General features: G+C 37.5%; 15 protein-coding genes. 13 read left to right on the top strand and 2 right to left on the bottom strand.

The annotated features are described in order from the left end of the window. Window positions 1-14 precede the first annotated feature (14 nt). From CIB29_RS07705 to CIB29_RS07660, 10 genes are all read left to right on the top strand, one after another. On the top strand, window positions 15-692 hold the full coding sequence (locus CIB29_RS07705; RefSeq protein WP_094548406.1) for an ABC transporter ATP-binding protein: 678 nt from the start codon (window positions 15-17) through the stop codon (window positions 690-692). After that, window positions 693-1868 carry an ABC transporter permease gene (locus CIB29_RS07700; RefSeq protein WP_094548405.1) on the top strand — a complete coding sequence of 392 codons (1176 nt, stop codon included), beginning with the start codon at window positions 693-695 and terminating at the stop codon, window positions 1866-1868. A 167-nt stretch (window positions 1869-2035) separates the two neighbouring features. Next, on the top strand, window positions 2036-2821 hold the full coding sequence (locus tag CIB29_RS07695) for a WecB/TagA/CpsF family glycosyltransferase (protein WP_242965104.1): 786 nt from the start codon (window positions 2036-2038) through the stop codon (window positions 2819-2821). A gap of 22 nt (window positions 2822-2843) precedes the next feature. Further along, window positions 2844-3614: an FAD-dependent thymidylate synthase gene (gene thyX, locus CIB29_RS07690; protein WP_094548403.1), complete on the top strand. Its 771-nt coding sequence runs from the start codon at window positions 2844-2846 to the stop codon at window positions 3612-3614. A gap of 1 nt (window position 3615) precedes the next feature. Next, on the top strand, window positions 3616-4263 hold the full coding sequence (gene tmk, locus CIB29_RS07685; protein WP_157910246.1) for a dTMP kinase: 648 nt from the start codon (window positions 3616-3618) through the stop codon (window positions 4261-4263). 70 nt (window positions 4264-4333) lie between these two features. Next, on the top strand, window positions 4334-6499 hold the full coding sequence (locus CIB29_RS07680; RefSeq protein ID WP_423241294.1) for a heavy metal translocating P-type ATPase: 2166 nt from the start codon (window positions 4334-4336) through the stop codon (window positions 6497-6499). Between the two features lie 137 nt (window positions 6500-6636). Beyond that, window positions 6637-6948, top strand: coding sequence for a PadR family transcriptional regulator (locus tag CIB29_RS07675; RefSeq protein ID WP_094548397.1), 312 nt, complete (start codon window positions 6637-6639; stop codon window positions 6946-6948). A gap of 41 nt (window positions 6949-6989) precedes the next feature. Continuing rightward, window positions 6990-7649 (top strand): ATP-binding cassette domain-containing protein, encoded by a 660-nt coding sequence (locus CIB29_RS07670; protein WP_094548395.1) that lies wholly within the window; start codon window positions 6990-6992, stop codon window positions 7647-7649. After that, window positions 7633-8412 (top strand): ABC transporter permease, encoded by a 780-nt coding sequence (locus CIB29_RS07665; RefSeq protein WP_094548393.1) that lies wholly within the window; start codon window positions 7633-7635, stop codon window positions 8410-8412. Before CIB29_RS07670 ends, CIB29_RS07665 begins: the two co-directional genes overlap by 17 nt. Window positions 8413-8610: 198 nt before the next feature. Further along, entirely contained in the window at window positions 8611-10674 is a 2064-nt protein-coding gene (locus tag CIB29_RS07660; protein ID WP_157910245.1) for a TolB-like translocation protein, read from the top strand. 23 nt (window positions 10675-10697) lie between these two features. Here CIB29_RS07660 and CIB29_RS07655 read toward each other — a convergent pair whose 3' ends face one another. Continuing rightward, the gene (locus CIB29_RS07655; RefSeq protein WP_094548390.1) at window positions 10698-10943 is read right to left on the bottom strand and encodes a hypothetical protein; all 246 of its coding nucleotides are present in this window, start codon (window positions 10941-10943) and stop codon (window positions 10698-10700) included. Between the two features lie 142 nt (window positions 10944-11085). Then, a complete protein-coding gene (locus CIB29_RS07650; protein ID WP_094548463.1) occupies window positions 11086-11226 on the bottom strand; it encodes an AraC family transcriptional regulator in 141 nt (46 codons plus the stop codon). Between the two features lie 123 nt (window positions 11227-11349). Between CIB29_RS07650 and CIB29_RS07645 the strand changes: the two genes are divergently transcribed. The 3 genes from CIB29_RS07645 to CIB29_RS07635 all read left to right on the top strand — a co-directional run bounded on the left by CIB29_RS07645 (window position 11350) and on the right by CIB29_RS07635 (window position 16484). Next, complete coding sequence (locus CIB29_RS07645; protein WP_094548388.1) at window positions 11350-12942, top strand: alkaline phosphatase; 1593 nt, start codon at window positions 11350-11352, stop codon at window positions 12940-12942. Window positions 12943-13132: 190 nt separating this feature from the next. Further along, a complete protein-coding gene (locus tag CIB29_RS07640; protein ID WP_094548386.1) occupies window positions 13133-14950 on the top strand; it encodes a cache domain-containing sensor histidine kinase in 1818 nt (605 codons plus the stop codon). Next, window positions 14928-16484, top strand: a complete 1557-nt coding sequence (locus CIB29_RS07635) for a response regulator transcription factor (protein WP_094548384.1) — start codon at window positions 14928-14930, stop codon at window positions 16482-16484. Before CIB29_RS07640 ends, CIB29_RS07635 begins: the two co-directional genes overlap by 23 nt. The last annotated feature ends 127 nt before the right edge of the window (window positions 16485-16611 follow it).

The raw sequence follows: 16611 nt of genomic DNA, 5'->3' as shown, positions 1-16611 counted from the left end.
ATTGAGGTGAAAGAATGATCAGGATTGAGGAAATGTATAAGATTTATAAAATGGGAGACGTTGAGGTAAAAGCTTTAAACGGAGTTTCAATCCACATAAAACCAAAAGAATTTGTTTCCATCGTGGGTCCGTCGGGTTCAGGGAAATCCACCCTGATGAATATGATAGGATGCCTTGATACGCCAACGTCAGGGAAATATTATATTGACGGCAGGGAAGTCAGCAGGTTGAAAGATGACGAACTGGCTGAAATCAGGAATAAAAAAATAGGATTTATATTTCAGGGGTTTAATTTGTTACCTAAATTAACTGCTATTGAAAATGTTGAACTTCCGCTCATTTATAGAGGAGTAGGCAAAAAAGAAAGGCATAAAATGGCAGTAGAAGCGCTGGAACGGGTTGGACTGGGACATCGGCTGCATCATAAACCTTCGGAGCTGTCAGGAGGGCAGCAGCAAAGGGTGGCCATTGCCCGGGCGCTTTCCAGCAAGCCCCCTTTAATCCTGGCAGACGAGCCTACAGGCAATCTGGACTCCAAGTCCGGGGTTGAAATTATGAAGATGATGCATGAACTGCACGAGATGGGAAATACAATTGTTTTAATTACACACGACAACGATATAGCCTTGCAGGCCAAAAGAATCATACGAATTCAGGACGGCAGCATTGTGGAAGACAGGGAGGTGAATTGAGTGAACTTTATACAGGCTTTTCGCATGGCATTGAAAAGTTTGATGGGGAATAAAGTCCGGGCCCTGCTTACCATGCTGGGGGTTATCATTGGTGTCAGTGCCGTCATTATACTTGTATCGTTGGGCGAAGCCTCCAGCAAATCCATTACCGAGAGAATCCAAAGTCTGGGTACCAATATGATTACCGTAAATATCATAGGAAGAGGAAGCAATAGGACCATCAGCGAGGATGAACTGTTTGCCTTTGCCAATAAGAATGAAGATGTTATTGAAGCTGTAGCGCCTATGATCAGTGGTTCGGTTACCGTAAAGGCGGGAAACAAAAATGTATCAACTACTTTGGAGGGTACCAATGAGGCATACCGGACCATCAGAAATACGGATGTACAACAGGGAAGGTTTTTTAATGCCTTGGATGTTGAAAGAAGGCAAAAAGTTGCACTCATTGGAACCTATGTGGCAAATGAGCTGTTTGCAGGTACAAATGCGGTGGGACAGAAAATCAAAATAAACGGTGAGTTGTTTGCTGTTGTAGGATTACTGGAAGAAAAGCAGAATTCTTCACAGCAATCCTCTGATGACAAGGTGATTATTCCATATACTACGGCCAAAAGGCTGTTGAGAAATGCAAACATGAGAACTTTTTATGTCCAGGGGAAAACAGCAGAAACAGTCAGCCAGGCCATGGAAAAACTGGAGGAATTACTGTTTCAAACCTTTAAAAGTACAGATTCCTACAGGATATTCAACCAGGCCGAAATGCTGACCACCATTAGCGATACCACAAAAACCCTGTCATTGATGCTTGGAGGAATTGCGGCGATTTCTCTTGTGGTAGGCGGCATAGGGATTATGAATATCATGCTCGTCTCTGTAACCGAGAGGACCAGGGAAATCGGCATAAGGAAGTCTATTGGTGCAAAACGGATAAACATCCTTGTGCAGTTTTTAATTGAATCCATTGTTGTAAGCGGAATGGGAGGAGTGGCCGGCGTTCTGATAGGTATAGCCGGTTCCCGGATCATAGGAAAACTGATGCAGCTTTCTGCCCAGCCTTCGTTGAGTACCATAGGCATTTCGTTTTCCTTTTCTGTGATAATAGGAACGTTTTTTGGGCTATATCCGGCCAATAAAGCCTCCAAGCTCAACCCGATAGAGGCGTTGAGGTTTGAATAAATAGGTAGAATGGCTTCTTTGAAGAGAATATGCCGTTTGCATGGCTTATTTGCTTTAATGAAGTCATTTTATTTTTGAAGGAAAGATAAAAAATATCTATATAAATAGTATTAAAAATTTTACAGAAGTGTTCAGGTTAAAATATTTAGTGCGTTAAATATAAATTTATGGTAATATTATTAATGGTGAAGAAGCTACTAAGAGAAATGGGTGAAAATATGAGAGATAGCATAGATATTTTAGGGACACGGATAGATTTTGTTACACTGGCAGAAGCTGAACAAAAAGTGTGGAATTTTTTAAAGGAAGATAAACTACATATGGTTTTCACACCAAATTCAGAAATGATTATGGCGGCACTTAAGGATGACGATTTGAAAAAAGTACTGAATGCGGGAGATTTGAACACTGCCGACGGGATAGGAGTGGTTTATGCCTCAAAAATACTGGGAAAACCTCTTAAAGAAAGAGTAGCAGGCTTTGACCTTGCAAAAAGGATTCTTGCAAAATTACCTCAAAAAAAATATACTCTCTATTTGCTGGGAGGGATTCCAGGAATAGCTGAAACAGCAAAAGAAAAATTACAGCAGGAATATCCGGGAATTCAAATCATTGGCACCCATGATGGATACTTTGATGAAAAAGAAGAACAGCGAATGATTGAAGAAATTAATAAGTTAAAACCAGATATTATTTTTGTATGTCTGGGAATGTCAAAACAGGAAAGATGGATCTACAACAACCGTAACAAACTCAATGCCAGGGTATGCATGGGGATAGGAGGCAGCCTGGATGTTTTTGCCGGCAAGGCTCAAAGAGCGCCGGAGGTTTTCCAAAAACTTGGTCTGGAATGGTTTTACAGATTGATAAAAGAACCGTGGAGATATAAAAGAATGATGGCGCTGCCCAAGTTTGCGGTTACGGTAATGTTAAAAGGTAAAAGATGTAGATGAGGGGTGGGGGGGTTATTATGTCATGGAAACAAAATTAAGGGTAAAACTATTGCAATATACGCCGGAGCCGGAGAAACTGGTTGCTTCTGCGGCAAAGCTTTGCTATTCAAGTTCCAATATTGAAGACATCATGGAAGGGTTAACTGGAGAAAAAGTTAACAGCTTTTTAAATATGTTGGTGGATATAGGGCATGAAAGTCCGATTGAGCATGTAAGTTTTACATTCGGGATTGAAGGAGTCAGTAGAAGTCTATTGGCTCAGTTGACGCGGCACAGGATTGCCAGCTATAGCGTCAAATCCCAGAGATACGTGAGAGAAGGACAGTTTGAATATGTAATACCTTCAGAAATAGAGGCAATTCCCGAAGCAAAGGAAAAATTTATACAGGCGATGGAGCAGGATCAGCAGTACTATAATGAATTGACAGATATTCTTATGAAAAAGCACTATCAAACTTTTATTAATGAAGGCAAGCCGGAAAAACAAGCAAGATTAATGGCTGAGAAAAAGGCGATAGAAGATGCACGTTATGTACTTCCTAATGCGTGTGAAACTAAAATTGTCTTAACCATGAATGCCCGCAGCCTGCTTAATTTTTTCCATCACCGCTGCTGTGAAAGGGCGCAGTGGGAAATACGGGAATTGGCTGTCCAAATGTTGAAGCTGGTTCGGAAAGCAGCACCCACACTTTTCAAGAATGCCGGGCCAAAATGCCTGGCAGGTCCCTGTCCGGAAGGGAAAATGAGCTGCGGTAGAATGAATGAAAAAAGAGAATTTTTTGGGAGTTTATAAGATGAGCAAACAAGGATTATATATTGTATTTGAAGGTCCCGATGGTTCAGGTAAATCCATGCAGGCACAGAAGATAGTAGAACGTCTGAACCAAATGGGGATGCAAACGGTTCATTTCCGGGAACCGGGCGGGGAAATAGGAAAGCAAAACACGATAGGAGAGAAAATCCGTACGCTTCTCCAGGATAAGGATAACAGGATAAATGCCATGTGTGAACTGGCGCTGTTTACCGCAAACCGTGCCCAGCTCATTGAAGAAATCAAAGCTTATACGGATAAAGGTATAAACGTAATATGTGAGAGGAATTTTCTATCCTCGGTAGTTTACCAGGGATTTGGACGAGGTATCGATATAGATTTAATCCTGCATGTTACGCAATTATTTGTAGATAAACTACCTGACCTGGTTGTACTTTATCATGTAAATACCCGAGAGGGAATGGAAAGGGTGAACAGCCGCGGCGAAAAGGACCGGATTGAGAATGAGGCTGAGGAATTTCATTTAAGAGTGTTTGAAGGATATAAAAAACTCAAAACAATATGTGACAGGTTAGGTATACAATGTATTGAAATCAATACCAGTGATAAAAACTGGGATGTGTATCAAAATACTGTACTTCAAAAAATACTAAAAAAGAAGCAGGAGTAAGTTGGGCTACATCTATTGACTTAAACCAGTAAAAGGAATATAATGTTATTAAATATATGAACAATTATTCATATGTTTATATAATATAGATGAAGAAGGGGTCAAAATGAGCGGAAAAATTAAAAAAGAACTTATATTAGAAGGTCTTGATTGTGCAAATTGTGCGGCCAAGATACAAGAGAGAGTTAGTAAGATCAACGGAGTACGTGCTGCTTCTCTGGACTTTGTTACTAAATTGTTGACAATTGAAATGACAGGTATGGATATTGTGGATAAAATCATCATGGAAACCAAAGCCATCGTTAAACAATTGGAGCCCCATGTAGATGTAGTAGAGAAAGATGAAAGTAAACAACATACGTATGATAATACCAGGCAGGAAGGTAGTAAGAAAGAAGTAGTCAGGTTGATTCTAGGTGCAGTGTTTTTCGGAGTAGCTGTGATGTCCAATTTCTCTTTTTGGGCTGAGCTTGCCCTGTACTTTATAAGCTATATACTGGTAGGTGGTGAAGTACTGTTAAAAGCTGCAAAGAATATCATAAAAGGCCAGGTATTTGATGAGAACTTTCTTATGGGCATAGCAACTATCGGTGCTTTTGCTGTAAAAGAGTTTCCAGAAGGGGTAGCAGTTATGCTATTCTACCAGATTGGAGAACTATTCCAGGAACTAGCAGTAAATCGTTCAAGAAAATCTATTAGAGCATTGATGAATATTAGACCCGACTATGCGAATCTAAAAACTAATAATGATATTAGAAAAGTATCACCGGAAGAAGTTGGTGTTGGAGATATTATCATAGTGAAGCCGGGAGAAAAAGTTCCTCTTGATGGTAGAGTGGTAGATGGAAAGTCAATGGTGGATACTTCTGCTTTAACCGGCGAATCTGTACCAAGGGAAGTAGAGACGGGAATGGATGTTTTAGCCGGATTTATCAACAAGAACGGATTATTAACTGTTGAGGTAACCAGGGATTTCAGTGAATCAACAGTGTCTAAAATACTCGACATGGTTCAAAATGCAAGCAGTAAGAAAGCGCCTACAGAGAATTTTATCACAAAGTTTGCCAGATATTATACACCGGTAGTTGTATTTGTAGCACTCGCACTGGCAATTATCCCTCCGCTGTTTATTAAAGGTGCTGCTTTTTCAGAATGGGTGTATAGAGCATTGATATTCCTGGTAATATCCTGCCCCTGCGCGTTAGTAGTATCAATTCCTCTTAGTTTCTTCGGTGGAATAGGAGGAGCATCTAGAAATGGCATATTGGTAAAGGGCGGAAACTATTTAGAAGCCTTGAATAACGTTGAAATGGTTGTGTTTGATAAAACCGGAACATTAACAAAAGGTATTTTTGAAGTTACAGAAATAATTGTAAAGAATGATATTGCAAAAGAAGAGCTGCTGGAATATGCAGCCTATGCAGAAAGCTACTCAAATCATCCTATAGCCGCATCCATTGTAAAGGCTTATGGGAAAGAAATAATCAAGGATGAGATTGAGGGCTACGATGAAATATCCGGGTATGGAGTTAAAGTAATTGTAAAAGGGAAGGAAATACTTATTGGAAACGCCAAGTTAATGGAAAGAGAAAATATAGATTATGATAAGGCAGATGCAGACGGAACAACAGTACACGTCGTCATAGATAAACATTATGCCGGTTATATAGTAATTTCCGATGAAATAAAGAAAGATTCAGCGGCAGCTGTAAAGGCGCTTAGAGATGTAGGGATTAAAAAACTTGTAATGCTCACAGGAGACAGCAGGGCAGTAGGGTTTAGAGTAGCAGAGCAGCTAGGATTGGATGATGTACATGCGGAGCTGCTCCCCCATCAAAAGGTTGAAAAACTGGAAATACTGGATAAGCAGAAATCACGTAAAGGTAAGCTTGTATTTGTAGGAGATGGAATTAATGATGCACCGGTACTTGCAAGAGCGGATATCGGTGTAGCTATGGGAGGCTTGGGCTCTGATGCGGCAATAGAAGCTGCGGATGTAGTACTAATGACTGATGAACCGTCTAGGTTGGCAACTGCTATCAATATAGCAAAGAGGACAAGAAAGATAGTATGGCAAAATATAATATTCTCACTGGGTGTTAAGGGAGTTGTGCTGCTTCTTGGAGCAGGCGGAATAGCTACTATGTGGGAGGCGGTTTTTGCAGATGTTGGAGTAGCTTTGATAGCAGTATTGAACGCAATGAGAGTAATGAAGAATGATAGTAGAGTTCAATAATAGAGCATACGTTAATATATATAATACTCCAAAAACAAAATATACATCCTAAATTTATTGCATACTTGCAGGATATAGTATATAATATTATTATCGGATTTCAATAACGAATTTCTATAAAGGCAGGGAGATAACCTTTGAAAGATAAAATTATCAGAAGGCTATTTTTAGGTTTTATTCAAATTCATGTTCTGTATCACGCAAAACAGGAGCCTTTTTTCGGATTATACATGATAGAAGAGTTAAAATCCCACGGATATGATATGAGTCCGGGGACATTATATCCTATTCTCCATTCTATGGAACAGGAAGGGCTTTTATATGTAGAAAAAAGGGTTATCGAAGGGAAAGTAAGAAAATATTACAGCTTGACTGAAAAGGGAAATGATGTCCTAAATCAGGCAAAAGAAAAAGCGCTGGAATTAATAAAAGAAATCAGGGACAAGTAAGAATTTCGAGGGGGACGACAAGATGATTTGGGAGGGAAACTATGTATACATTTCAAAACATAACATATAAAAACGTTTTAGATATCGGCAATTTGGAAATAAAGGAACATAAGATCACCTGTCTTGTAGGTGAAAGCGGCAGCGGAAAAACAACCCTTTTGAGGCTCTTAAACCATATGATTAGCCCAGACAATGGGACGATTAAATTTAAAGGTGAGTATATCCATAAAATTGCCCCCATTCAGCTAAGGCGAAATGTGGTAATGTTACCCCAGACACCGGTAACCTTTCCAGGGGATATTAAACGAAATCTGCTCATCGGGTTGGAGTTTTCAGAGAAGCCAACTGTCCCTGATGAAAAACTAATAGAAGTATTAAAAACTGTATATTTAAATAAGGAATTAAATAACGAGGCTGATAAACTATCCGGAGGAGAAAAACAGAGGTTGGCACTGGCACGGATTTTACTTCTTGAACCCGAGGTATTGCTATTGGATGAGCCGTCTTCTGCATTGGATGAGGAGACTGAAAAAATAGTAATAGAGCAGGTAGTAAAATATGTGAGAAAAAATAAAAAAACTTTGATTATGGTTACTCATTCCAAAAAAGTTGCCAGGGATTATGCAGATATAATTATTACCATTAATAAAGGAAAGGTACAAAATATTGAGGAGGTACAGCAGGATGAACACAATCATTGACTTAAACCCTTTACAGCTTTTATCTGCTTATATCTTTGTCGTGGTGCTGTTTTATATAGTCCGTGTAAGAAATATTGGAAGAGAGAAAGAGATCATTATTGCTTCAGCAAGAATGACAATACAATTAGTTCTTGTAGGTTATATCCTCGAATATATATTTAACCAGCCAAATTATTGGTACACACTCATCGTTATTAGCATTATGGAAATTTTTGCGATTCAAAATGTATACAAAAGGGTAAAAATTAAAATGAGTAAAGAGTTAAAGAAAATTATCGCTGTATCAATGGTTACCGGCACCCTGGCAAGCCTGTGTTATTTTCTCTTTGTTGTAATAGGATTACAGCCGTGGTATGACCCAAGATATTTTGTTCCTTTGGCCGGTATGATTTTAGGAAATTCCATGACTGGCATATCTCTGGGTGCACAGAGGCTGATTGATGGAATGACAACCAGGAGCGATAAGATAGAAATGGCATTAATGCTCGGTGCAACACCAAAAGCAGCATGCAAGGAAGTTATTAATCATGCCTTTGATGCTGCAATAATGCCTACTGTCAACTCTATGGTTGGAATGGGCATTATATCCCTGCCGGGAATGATGACGGGGCAAATCCTGGGTGGAAATTCACCAATTATAGCTACAGAATACCAGATTGCAATTATGCTGGGAATTCTGGGAAGTGTCTCATTAACCGTTATTCTCTTTGTACAACTGGGGTATAAAACTTTTTTTAATGACAGGAGTCAGCTTGTAATATAATATACTAAAATTACTGGAACCAAATTCTTGTTTTTAGAGTCTATTAGTATAAAAATAGTGGGGAGTGGATAGTGGGGAGTGGGGAGTAAAACCGAAACCACTAAAAAAGTCCGGTTTAGCAGGAAGAAGGGATGCGACTTGGGGATGGGGGGAGTTTCTCCGAGCACCGAGCTCCGAACTAATAATGGGGGGATGAGGTTGAAAAAATTCAAGCGATGGATATTAGCATTGGCTGTAGTATTTTTGTTTATATCTAATAGTATAGCTGCTGCGCAGGCATATCAACAGAATACGGGTAAGCATTGGGCTGTTCCTTACGCAAATAATTTTTCCCAGAGGTTAATTCCGGTGAAAAAATCATTAACCCAGGACTCTGCTATCCTTGCTGAGGATATAGATGATCTTTCTAAAGAAGTACTTCAAATGGAAAACTTTAATGGACCTATCTCCTTTTCCAACTGGCAAAAAATACTTCGCATTATCTTTGGAAAGCAAACTTCTGAAGAATATTCTGACCACGGAAAGATTAACCGGGAAAATGCAGTGGTAAGCATTATGGAACTACTGGTTGAAAGGTTTAACCTCCAGTCATCGGAATTAAATATTTTGGAAGTACGGGATAAATTTTACGATAATTCCCAGGTAAGAAAAGATAAAGCTTCTTTAATAGGGCTGGCATTTAACCAGGGGTTGATATCCGGCTATAGTGATTCAAGCTTCCGGCCTAAAGATTACCTTAAAAATGGTGAAGCCCTTGCCATCATTGACAGGGTATGTAGTAAGTTTGGGTTGCCTGAAACCCGATGGAATGGCAACATAGAACTGTTAAAAATAGATGGATATATAAAGGTAAGCGGGCCTGAGGCGGTTGAAGAAGCCTTCTGGACAAATGATAAAGGGGCACTGCTGGTATACAGCACCAAAGATTCTAATGTCCGTGAGGCAGCAAAGATTTTTATAAATGAAAACAGGTCAGTAAAGGCATTCGAATATGACAGTGACAATCTCTCGGAAAGCCTTTTTAACGAAAACGCATTCAGGGAAGAGAGGGGCTATCTTTCTGCCAACAAGATTATCTGGAACAAAAACCGCCGGTATGTAAATATAAAAGGAGAAATAAAAAGTATTTATATTCCCTATGTTAACTTCTGGATATCTAAAGATAACCGGATGGCGTTAATACAGGATGAAGAGGAGCGGACCGTAAGAGTCTATGACTTTTTGACCGAAAACTCCTTCGTTATTGATGAATATTTCCGCTGGGCGGACGAGAGATATGGACGTGCGGTTAAGTGGTCACCCGACAGCCGGTATATTATCTCTACTTTATATAAGCCGGAGGACGATATTGGTATCGAGGAAAAGACCAGATTTGCAGTTTTTGACTGCCGTAGCGGCAGGATGGTGAAAGTGATTAATGATTATGGATATTACTCTTTTTACCCTACCTGGTCTGCTGATGGAAATAAGATTGCTTTCTACAGGGTGAAGGTAGATGATGATGAATTAAAAGATGCTCTAAATAATAGGGTAGATTCTGAATTTAATTTGCCGGCTAAAGAGATAGGTATTTATAATGTAGGTACCGGTGAAGTAAAATATTATTCCCATCCGGGAGGAATCATTCTCTCAAAATATAATAATGGAATTGTGTGGTCGCCGCAAAGCGACAGGCTATACATAGAAGTTGCTGCGGATGGGAAAAATTTATTAAAAGATCTGGCAGAGAACCCGGATTTAGATATTTCACGAGTTACAAGTGAGATATGGGAACTTAACCTGGATACCGGCCAGTATAGCAGGGTGCTTGATGCGCAGGAAAAGAGCATAAATTTAACGGGAGAAAGTAATGATATATATTCTGTAGAACAAAGCGTAAAAAGTATTTCTCCTGACGGTAAGCGTATTTTATATTCCAAACGGCCAAATAACCTAACCCGGTATGAAAACACGCTTGCACAATTAATTATAAGGAATTTGAATTCCGGAAAAGAAAATATTATCAGCAATGGAATGGTAACTGACTATTGGTGGTTAAAGGATGAAAGTTTGCTGTTTGTTGAAAGTGAACCTATGCGAAGCAGGTATGCAAAAAATACATACATTATAAAGAAAGTTGACAGAAATCTGAATATCCGGGAAATTGCCCGTTTTACCCAGTATCCGACAGTTATATCAATATCGGCAGATAGGAATTATCTTATGCTGCATGAGTACCGGGGAAATAAGAATGTAAAAATTATTGATTTAAAAGAGTGGTAATTGCAGGCTTGAGCCTGCAACTATTACTCTCTTTTTTTCTTTACTCCAATAATATTTAGGCCTCTATCATACCTTGCTGTTTTTGTTGAAACTTCAAAACCATTCAGTACAAGTGCATCATACAGCTTATCAGTTTGTTGAAAGTCATTATTGTCTACAGTAATGACTATAGATTCTCCTTCTTTTACATCGGCAATGACATCCTGCAGTCGCTTTACTTCGTTATTTGTAAATTGGTCTAAATTATAATTCAAATAGTGTTCTGCCATGATGTAATCTCCTTTAAATTATTGTTGAAATAAAACATTTAGTTCTAAATATAGTTTTTCTATTATTAAGTTTTTTAAACTTAGGATGTTGTGGAAAAGATCATGAGTTATTAAATTTTAATTTGGAAAATTTTTTAAATGTTTATTTCGGACGCTGCCACTTGTTACGGAAGGCCAGTGGTGTAATATCGACCCGGTTTTTAAACAGATTGATGAAATGGCTTACATTGTTAATGCCTACTCTTTCTGCGATTTCGGCAACCGGGAGGTCGGAGTATTGCAGTAATTCTTCTTAATTTCATAAAATTTAACAAAATACTAATATTTTCTTAACAATCTATAATATTCCTCTAACAAAAGGCTTGTATTATAAAAAAGGAAAAAGTTTTAGAGGAGGGTTTTGTAGATGACTAAGAATTTCAAAAAGATTTTAAGTGCTATTCTCTGCCTGGCACTTGTATTAAGTGTAATAGCTTCATTTTCTAATGCAGCTATCGCAGAACAGGCGACCGTAAAGAATGTTATTATTTTAATTCCGGATGGAATGAGTATTGCCGGGACAACACTGGCAAGATGGTATAAAGGCGGCCAACCGCTTGCATTGGATGAAATGGCATGCGGTTTGGTAAGAACCTACTGGGCAAACGGCGCTATTACCGACTCGGCTCCCGGAGGAACTGCCTTGGCAGTTGGTTATAAAACAGATAACAAATATGTTGGTGTACTTCCTAAGAGTGAAGGCGCAAGACCGATTGCAACCATCCTGGAAGCTGCAAAATTATCCGGAAGGGCCACCGGACTGGTAGCTACATCAGAATTTATGCACGCTACTCCGGCAGATTTTTCAGCCCATTATCCATCCAGGAGCAATTATGATGCACTTAGCGAGCAGCAGGTTTATAACGGAATAGATGTAGTTTTAGGTGCCGGTTCAAAATATATTGAAGCGGCAAACAGGAAAGATAAAGAAGACTTGGTCCAGGTAATCAAAGACCTTGGATACGATTACGTGACAACGCCGGAAGCGATGAAAGCTTCTACTGCCAACAAGTTGTGGGGAATGTTCAGTCCTACATCCCTGGCTTATGACTTTGACCGTGACCCGTCAAAAGAACCAAGCCTGGCAGAAATGACCGAAAAAGCAATTGAAGTTCTGTCCAAAAATCCAAACGGTTTCTTCCTGATGGTAGAAGGAAGCAAAGTTGACTGGGCAGCCCATGCCAATGATCCTGTAGGGGTAGTCAGTGATGTCCTGGCTTTCGATGCGGCAGTCAAGGTTGCTTTGGATTTTGCAAAGAGTAATAAAAATACTGTAGTAATCTCTGTAACCGATCATGGAAACGGTGGAATTTCTATCGGGGATGCAGGAACAACAAAAGGATATGATGATGCGCCGCTGTCAATGTTTATAGATCCGTTAAAGAAAGCAAAATTAACCGGTGAAGGTATCGAAAAGAAGCTTAATGCAGATAGAAGCAATATCAAAGAAGTGATGGCTGAATATTTTGGCATCACCGATTTAACAGAAGATGAAATTAAGAAAATCAAAGAAACAAAGGCAGGAAGCATGAATTATACCGTCGGGCCGATGATCAGCAGGAGAGCGCACATTGGATGGACCACGGGAGGCCATACTGGTGAAGATGTGGTATTGTATATTTATTCTCCGAATGGCGACCGTCTTACCGGTGTAGTGGATAACACTGATATTGCCAAGTACATGGCAAGAATGATGGGTGTCAATTTAGATGAAGCTACCAATAAACTTTTCGTGTCTGCAGGAGACGCTTTCAGGGCAAAAGGTGCAACAGTAACATGGGATACTACAGATGTAAGCAACCCTGTGGTAGTCGTTACAAAGGATTCTGACGTACTAAGATTACCGGTATACAAAAATATTGCAGAGCTGAATGGTACAATCATTAAGATGAACGGGGTAACCGTATATAACGGGATTAAAACTTATGTGCCTCAAGAAGCAATTGATCTGATAAAATAGCAAAAAAGCACCAAAAACACGAGAATGGTTCTAAAGCTTTATTTATGAAGCATTAGAGCCATCCTCGTGCTTTGTTTTTCAGGGATTTCAAGCCGTCTCCTGTCACTTATCACGTACTTGTTTTAGTATTCTTGTTTATAGTATAATAAAATACAAAGGTATTCTGTAAAAATTGAAAGGAATTGTTAAAATGAGAGTTTTTAATACTTTTATAAATAAACTGAATAATATAAAAATCAAAAAAAAACTGATTATAACTTATATTATTGCTGTGATTGTACCTGTTTTAATTGTAGGCATTATTTTGACTTATGGAATGAGAAAAATGGCATTAAATTCAACCATCAAGGAAACAACTGCCAATATTGAAAGAATACAGATAAGATTGGAAGAAATTTTTAGAATAGCAGTTAATATTGCTTCAGAGATTTCTTTAGATGAGGATGTACATGAAATTTTGTCTACCCAGTATCAATCAACCTGGGAAGTTGTAAAGACTTATTGGAATTATGATGATATACGGAAATATCTTTATTTTTATCCCCAAATCAAAAGCATACGAATTTATTCGAAAAATATTACATTGCTTGAAAATTGGGAGTTTATGAAAGTAACGTCAAAAACAGAAAGTCTGAAATGGTATCAAAAAGCCTATGATGACGAGGGCAAGTTTATTTGGGATTATGCATATGATGAAATAAAAGATGAATATTTTCTCTCCTTGATAAAAGTCATTAAGAATTTTGACGGGAAATCTTTAGGGGTTCTAATAATTGAATTGAACAAGGATTATTTACAGTCTGTATTTTATCAGGAGCCTTTTGAAACCTTTATCAGTACAGATGGAAGGATTGTAGCTGCAAAGAGTGGTGAACTTACAGGAAAATATGGCTATATGCTAGGTATTAAAACAGATCAGAAAGAATGGGATGCTAAGATCTTAGATATTGATTATAACCTTCATCCACATAAATTAATTATAAAGACATTTTGTCCGGAAAATAGTATTAGCAGCTTTCAAATTGTTTCCGTTATTCCGGTTGAAAATATTGTAAAAGATGCAAATGAAATTCTTTTACTGGGTGCTCAGATTATAACAATAAACTTGGTACTGGCCCTGGTTTTGATTATTATTTTTTCCAACGGGATTAGTAAAAGGATTCGCATATTAAGTCAGGAAATGCATAAAGTAGTTTCGGGAGATTTTAATACTTATTCTACTGTTGAAGGAAAAGATGAAATCGGACAGTTATCTGCAGATTTGAATCACATGATAAGGAGTATCAAAAAATTGATATATGAGGTATATGAAGCAAATCTGCAAAAAAAACAATTGGATATTAAGCAAAAAGAGATTGAATTTAAAATGCTGGCCAGTCAAATTAACCCTCATTTTTTATATAATGCTTTAGAGACAATAAGAATGAAAGCCCACAGCAGGGGAGAAAATGAAATTGCGCGTATTGTAAAAATGTTTGGGATAATTATGCGTAAGAATCTGGAAGTTACAAATAAAGCAGTTCCCCTAGAAGATGAGATTAATCTTGTTAGGAGTTACTTGGAAATCCAAAAGTTTAGATTTAATGATCGAATGACCTATCAAATTAATATTCATATCAATATTGAGAATTATACTATACTTCCATTACTTCTTCAGCCAGTCGTAGAAAATGCTTTTGTTCATGGCCTTGAAAATAAAAAAGGTAATGGCGAAATTATTATTGATGTTAAGGAGTTAGACAATTGTTTAGTCATAACTGTTTTAGATAACGGTCTAGGAATGACGCAAAGTCGATTGATATCCATATTAGGGTCCATGAATAACAGGAATGAGATGAATACTAAGCATATTGGACTAGCGAATGTCCACCAGAGGATTAAATTATATTACGGAGAACAATATGGAATTCGAATTGAAAGTGCATTAAATGAAGGTACAAAAGTAGAAATCATATTACCACAGAAGTCAGAAGGCGGGGGATTGTATGTTAAAAGTATTATTAGTTGACGATGAGCCAGCCATAAGAGAGGGGCTTAAAACCATCATCGATTGGGGGAAATATGAATTTTACATTTGTGGGGAAGCAGTGGATGGTGAAGACGGCTTGAAGAAAATTCTCGAATTACATCCGGATTTGGTTATTGTTGATATAAAAATGCCCGGTATGGACGGTATAAAAATGATTCAAGAGTCGAAAAACCTCAGTTGCATGTGTAAATTTATTATCTTATCCGGATACTCTGAATTTGAGTATGCAAAACAAGCCATTGAATTTGGAGTTAATGCTTATTTATTAAAGCCCATTGATGAGGATGAATTAGCCAAAAAGGTAAAAGAGGTTTATGAGGAAATTAACACTGACAAAAAAACGAAGAAGATGTTTACGCAGAGTGTTTCCTTATCAAAGGACAAGATTATTGAAAACCTAGTCTTAGGGGAACTGAACATGGAATTGATTTCTATATGTATGGAAACTTACCATTTGGATTTAATATGGGACAGTTATGAAGTCATATTAATTAATCTTCAAAGTACTCATCCTGCAGGCAATAAGGTAAGAAACAACATAAGAAGTGATATTACTGAAATAGTTGATGAATATGGTTTAGGATATGTATTTGAAACAGGCAATAATTTTGGGATTTTATCTAAATATAATCATCATAAGCGAAACAGTACCCCATTTACTAAATTACTGAAAAAGCTTAATAGTACGATTGATATTGATGTCACTATAGCTGTTGGGAAGAAGGTTAAAAACATTATTGATATCCCAGTTTCCTATGAAACTGCTAAAGAATTATTGGATAAAAAATTTTTATATGGTCCTGAAAAAATTCTCATGGATGAGGAAATAAGAAACAGATATAAAGCGCATGAAACGGACAATATAAATAAACTGCATATAGTTGAACTTATTGAAAAGCTATATATTGCAATTGACGTGAATAATAAAAAAAGTATACAAGATATACTGGACAACTTGAAGGGAAACTTTATAAGCTATCATGAAGTAGAAGAAAAGATTAAAATTAATTATATGAATGTATATTCGCTCATAACCAATAAGCTAAAAATAAAACATGAAAGGGGCAAGGATTTTTTAATACCCTACGAACAAGTGGCAGCTGAAATATACAGCAAAAAGAATATTCAGGATTTGCACCGTTATATCCTTGAGGAATTTGAAAGGATTTCAGAACAATTGGACCAATCAAGGGCAGATAGTACTATGAAAAAAATATTAGATTACATTGAACGGAATTACAATGAAGATTTAAAATTAAAGGTTCTTGCAGATGTGTTCAGCTATAATAGTGCCTATTTGGGAAGAATGTTTAAAAATTTTACTGGAGAGTACTTCAATAATTATTTGGATCGAATAAGAATTGATAAAGCCAAAGAACTACTTAAAGGAGATTTAAAAGTATACGAGGTCAGTGAAAGAGTCGGGTATCGAAATACAGATTATTTTTACAGTAAATTCAGGAAATATGCAGGAACATCTCCCTCTGTTTATAAAAAGAAATTGAAAAAATGAGTATATAAAAAGAAATATGTAAAAGAGAATTCTATAATGAAAGAATATCTTAAAGAATGTGAAATACCTTTAAAGTACAATATTTATATGAAATAAGATATATTTTTTGGGGTTTTTTCCATACCGG

It is taken from the genome of Petroclostridium xylanilyticum (genome assembly GCF_002252565.1).
Taxonomy (GTDB): Bacteria; Bacillota; Clostridia; order SK-Y3; family SK-Y3; genus Petroclostridium; species Petroclostridium xylanilyticum.
This window is presented reverse-complemented; position numbering and strand designations above follow the sequence as displayed.

What these genes read in the sequence shown, in the direction of transcription:
- CIB29_RS07705 (WP_094548406.1), top strand. Translation starts at nt 15, where the DNA reads ATGATCAGGATTGAGGAAATGTATAAGATTTATAAAATGGGAGACGTT.
- CIB29_RS07695 (WP_242965104.1), top strand. Translation starts at nt 2,036, where the DNA reads ATGGTAATATTATTAATGGTGAAGAAGCTACTAAGAGAAATGGGTGAA.
- thyX (WP_094548403.1), top strand. Translation starts at nt 2,844, where the DNA reads ATGGAAACAAAATTAAGGGTAAAACTATTGCAATATACGCCGGAGCCG.
- tmk (WP_157910246.1), top strand. Translation starts at nt 3,616, where the DNA reads ATGAGCAAACAAGGATTATATATTGTATTTGAAGGTCCCGATGGTTCA.
- CIB29_RS07670 (WP_094548395.1), top strand. Translation starts at nt 6,990, where the DNA reads ATGTATACATTTCAAAACATAACATATAAAAACGTTTTAGATATCGGC.
- CIB29_RS07665 (WP_094548393.1), top strand. Translation starts at nt 7,633, where the DNA reads ATGAACACAATCATTGACTTAAACCCTTTACAGCTTTTATCTGCTTAT.
- CIB29_RS07655 (WP_094548390.1), bottom strand. Translation starts at nt 10,943, where the DNA reads ATGGCAGAACACTATTTGAATTATAATTTAGACCAATTTACAAATAAC.
- CIB29_RS07645 (WP_094548388.1), top strand. Translation starts at nt 11,350, where the DNA reads ATGACTAAGAATTTCAAAAAGATTTTAAGTGCTATTCTCTGCCTGGCA.
- CIB29_RS07640 (WP_094548386.1), top strand. Translation starts at nt 13,133, where the DNA reads ATGAGAGTTTTTAATACTTTTATAAATAAACTGAATAATATAAAAATC.
- CIB29_RS07635 (WP_094548384.1), top strand. Translation starts at nt 14,928, where the DNA reads ATGTTAAAAGTATTATTAGTTGACGATGAGCCAGCCATAAGAGAGGGG.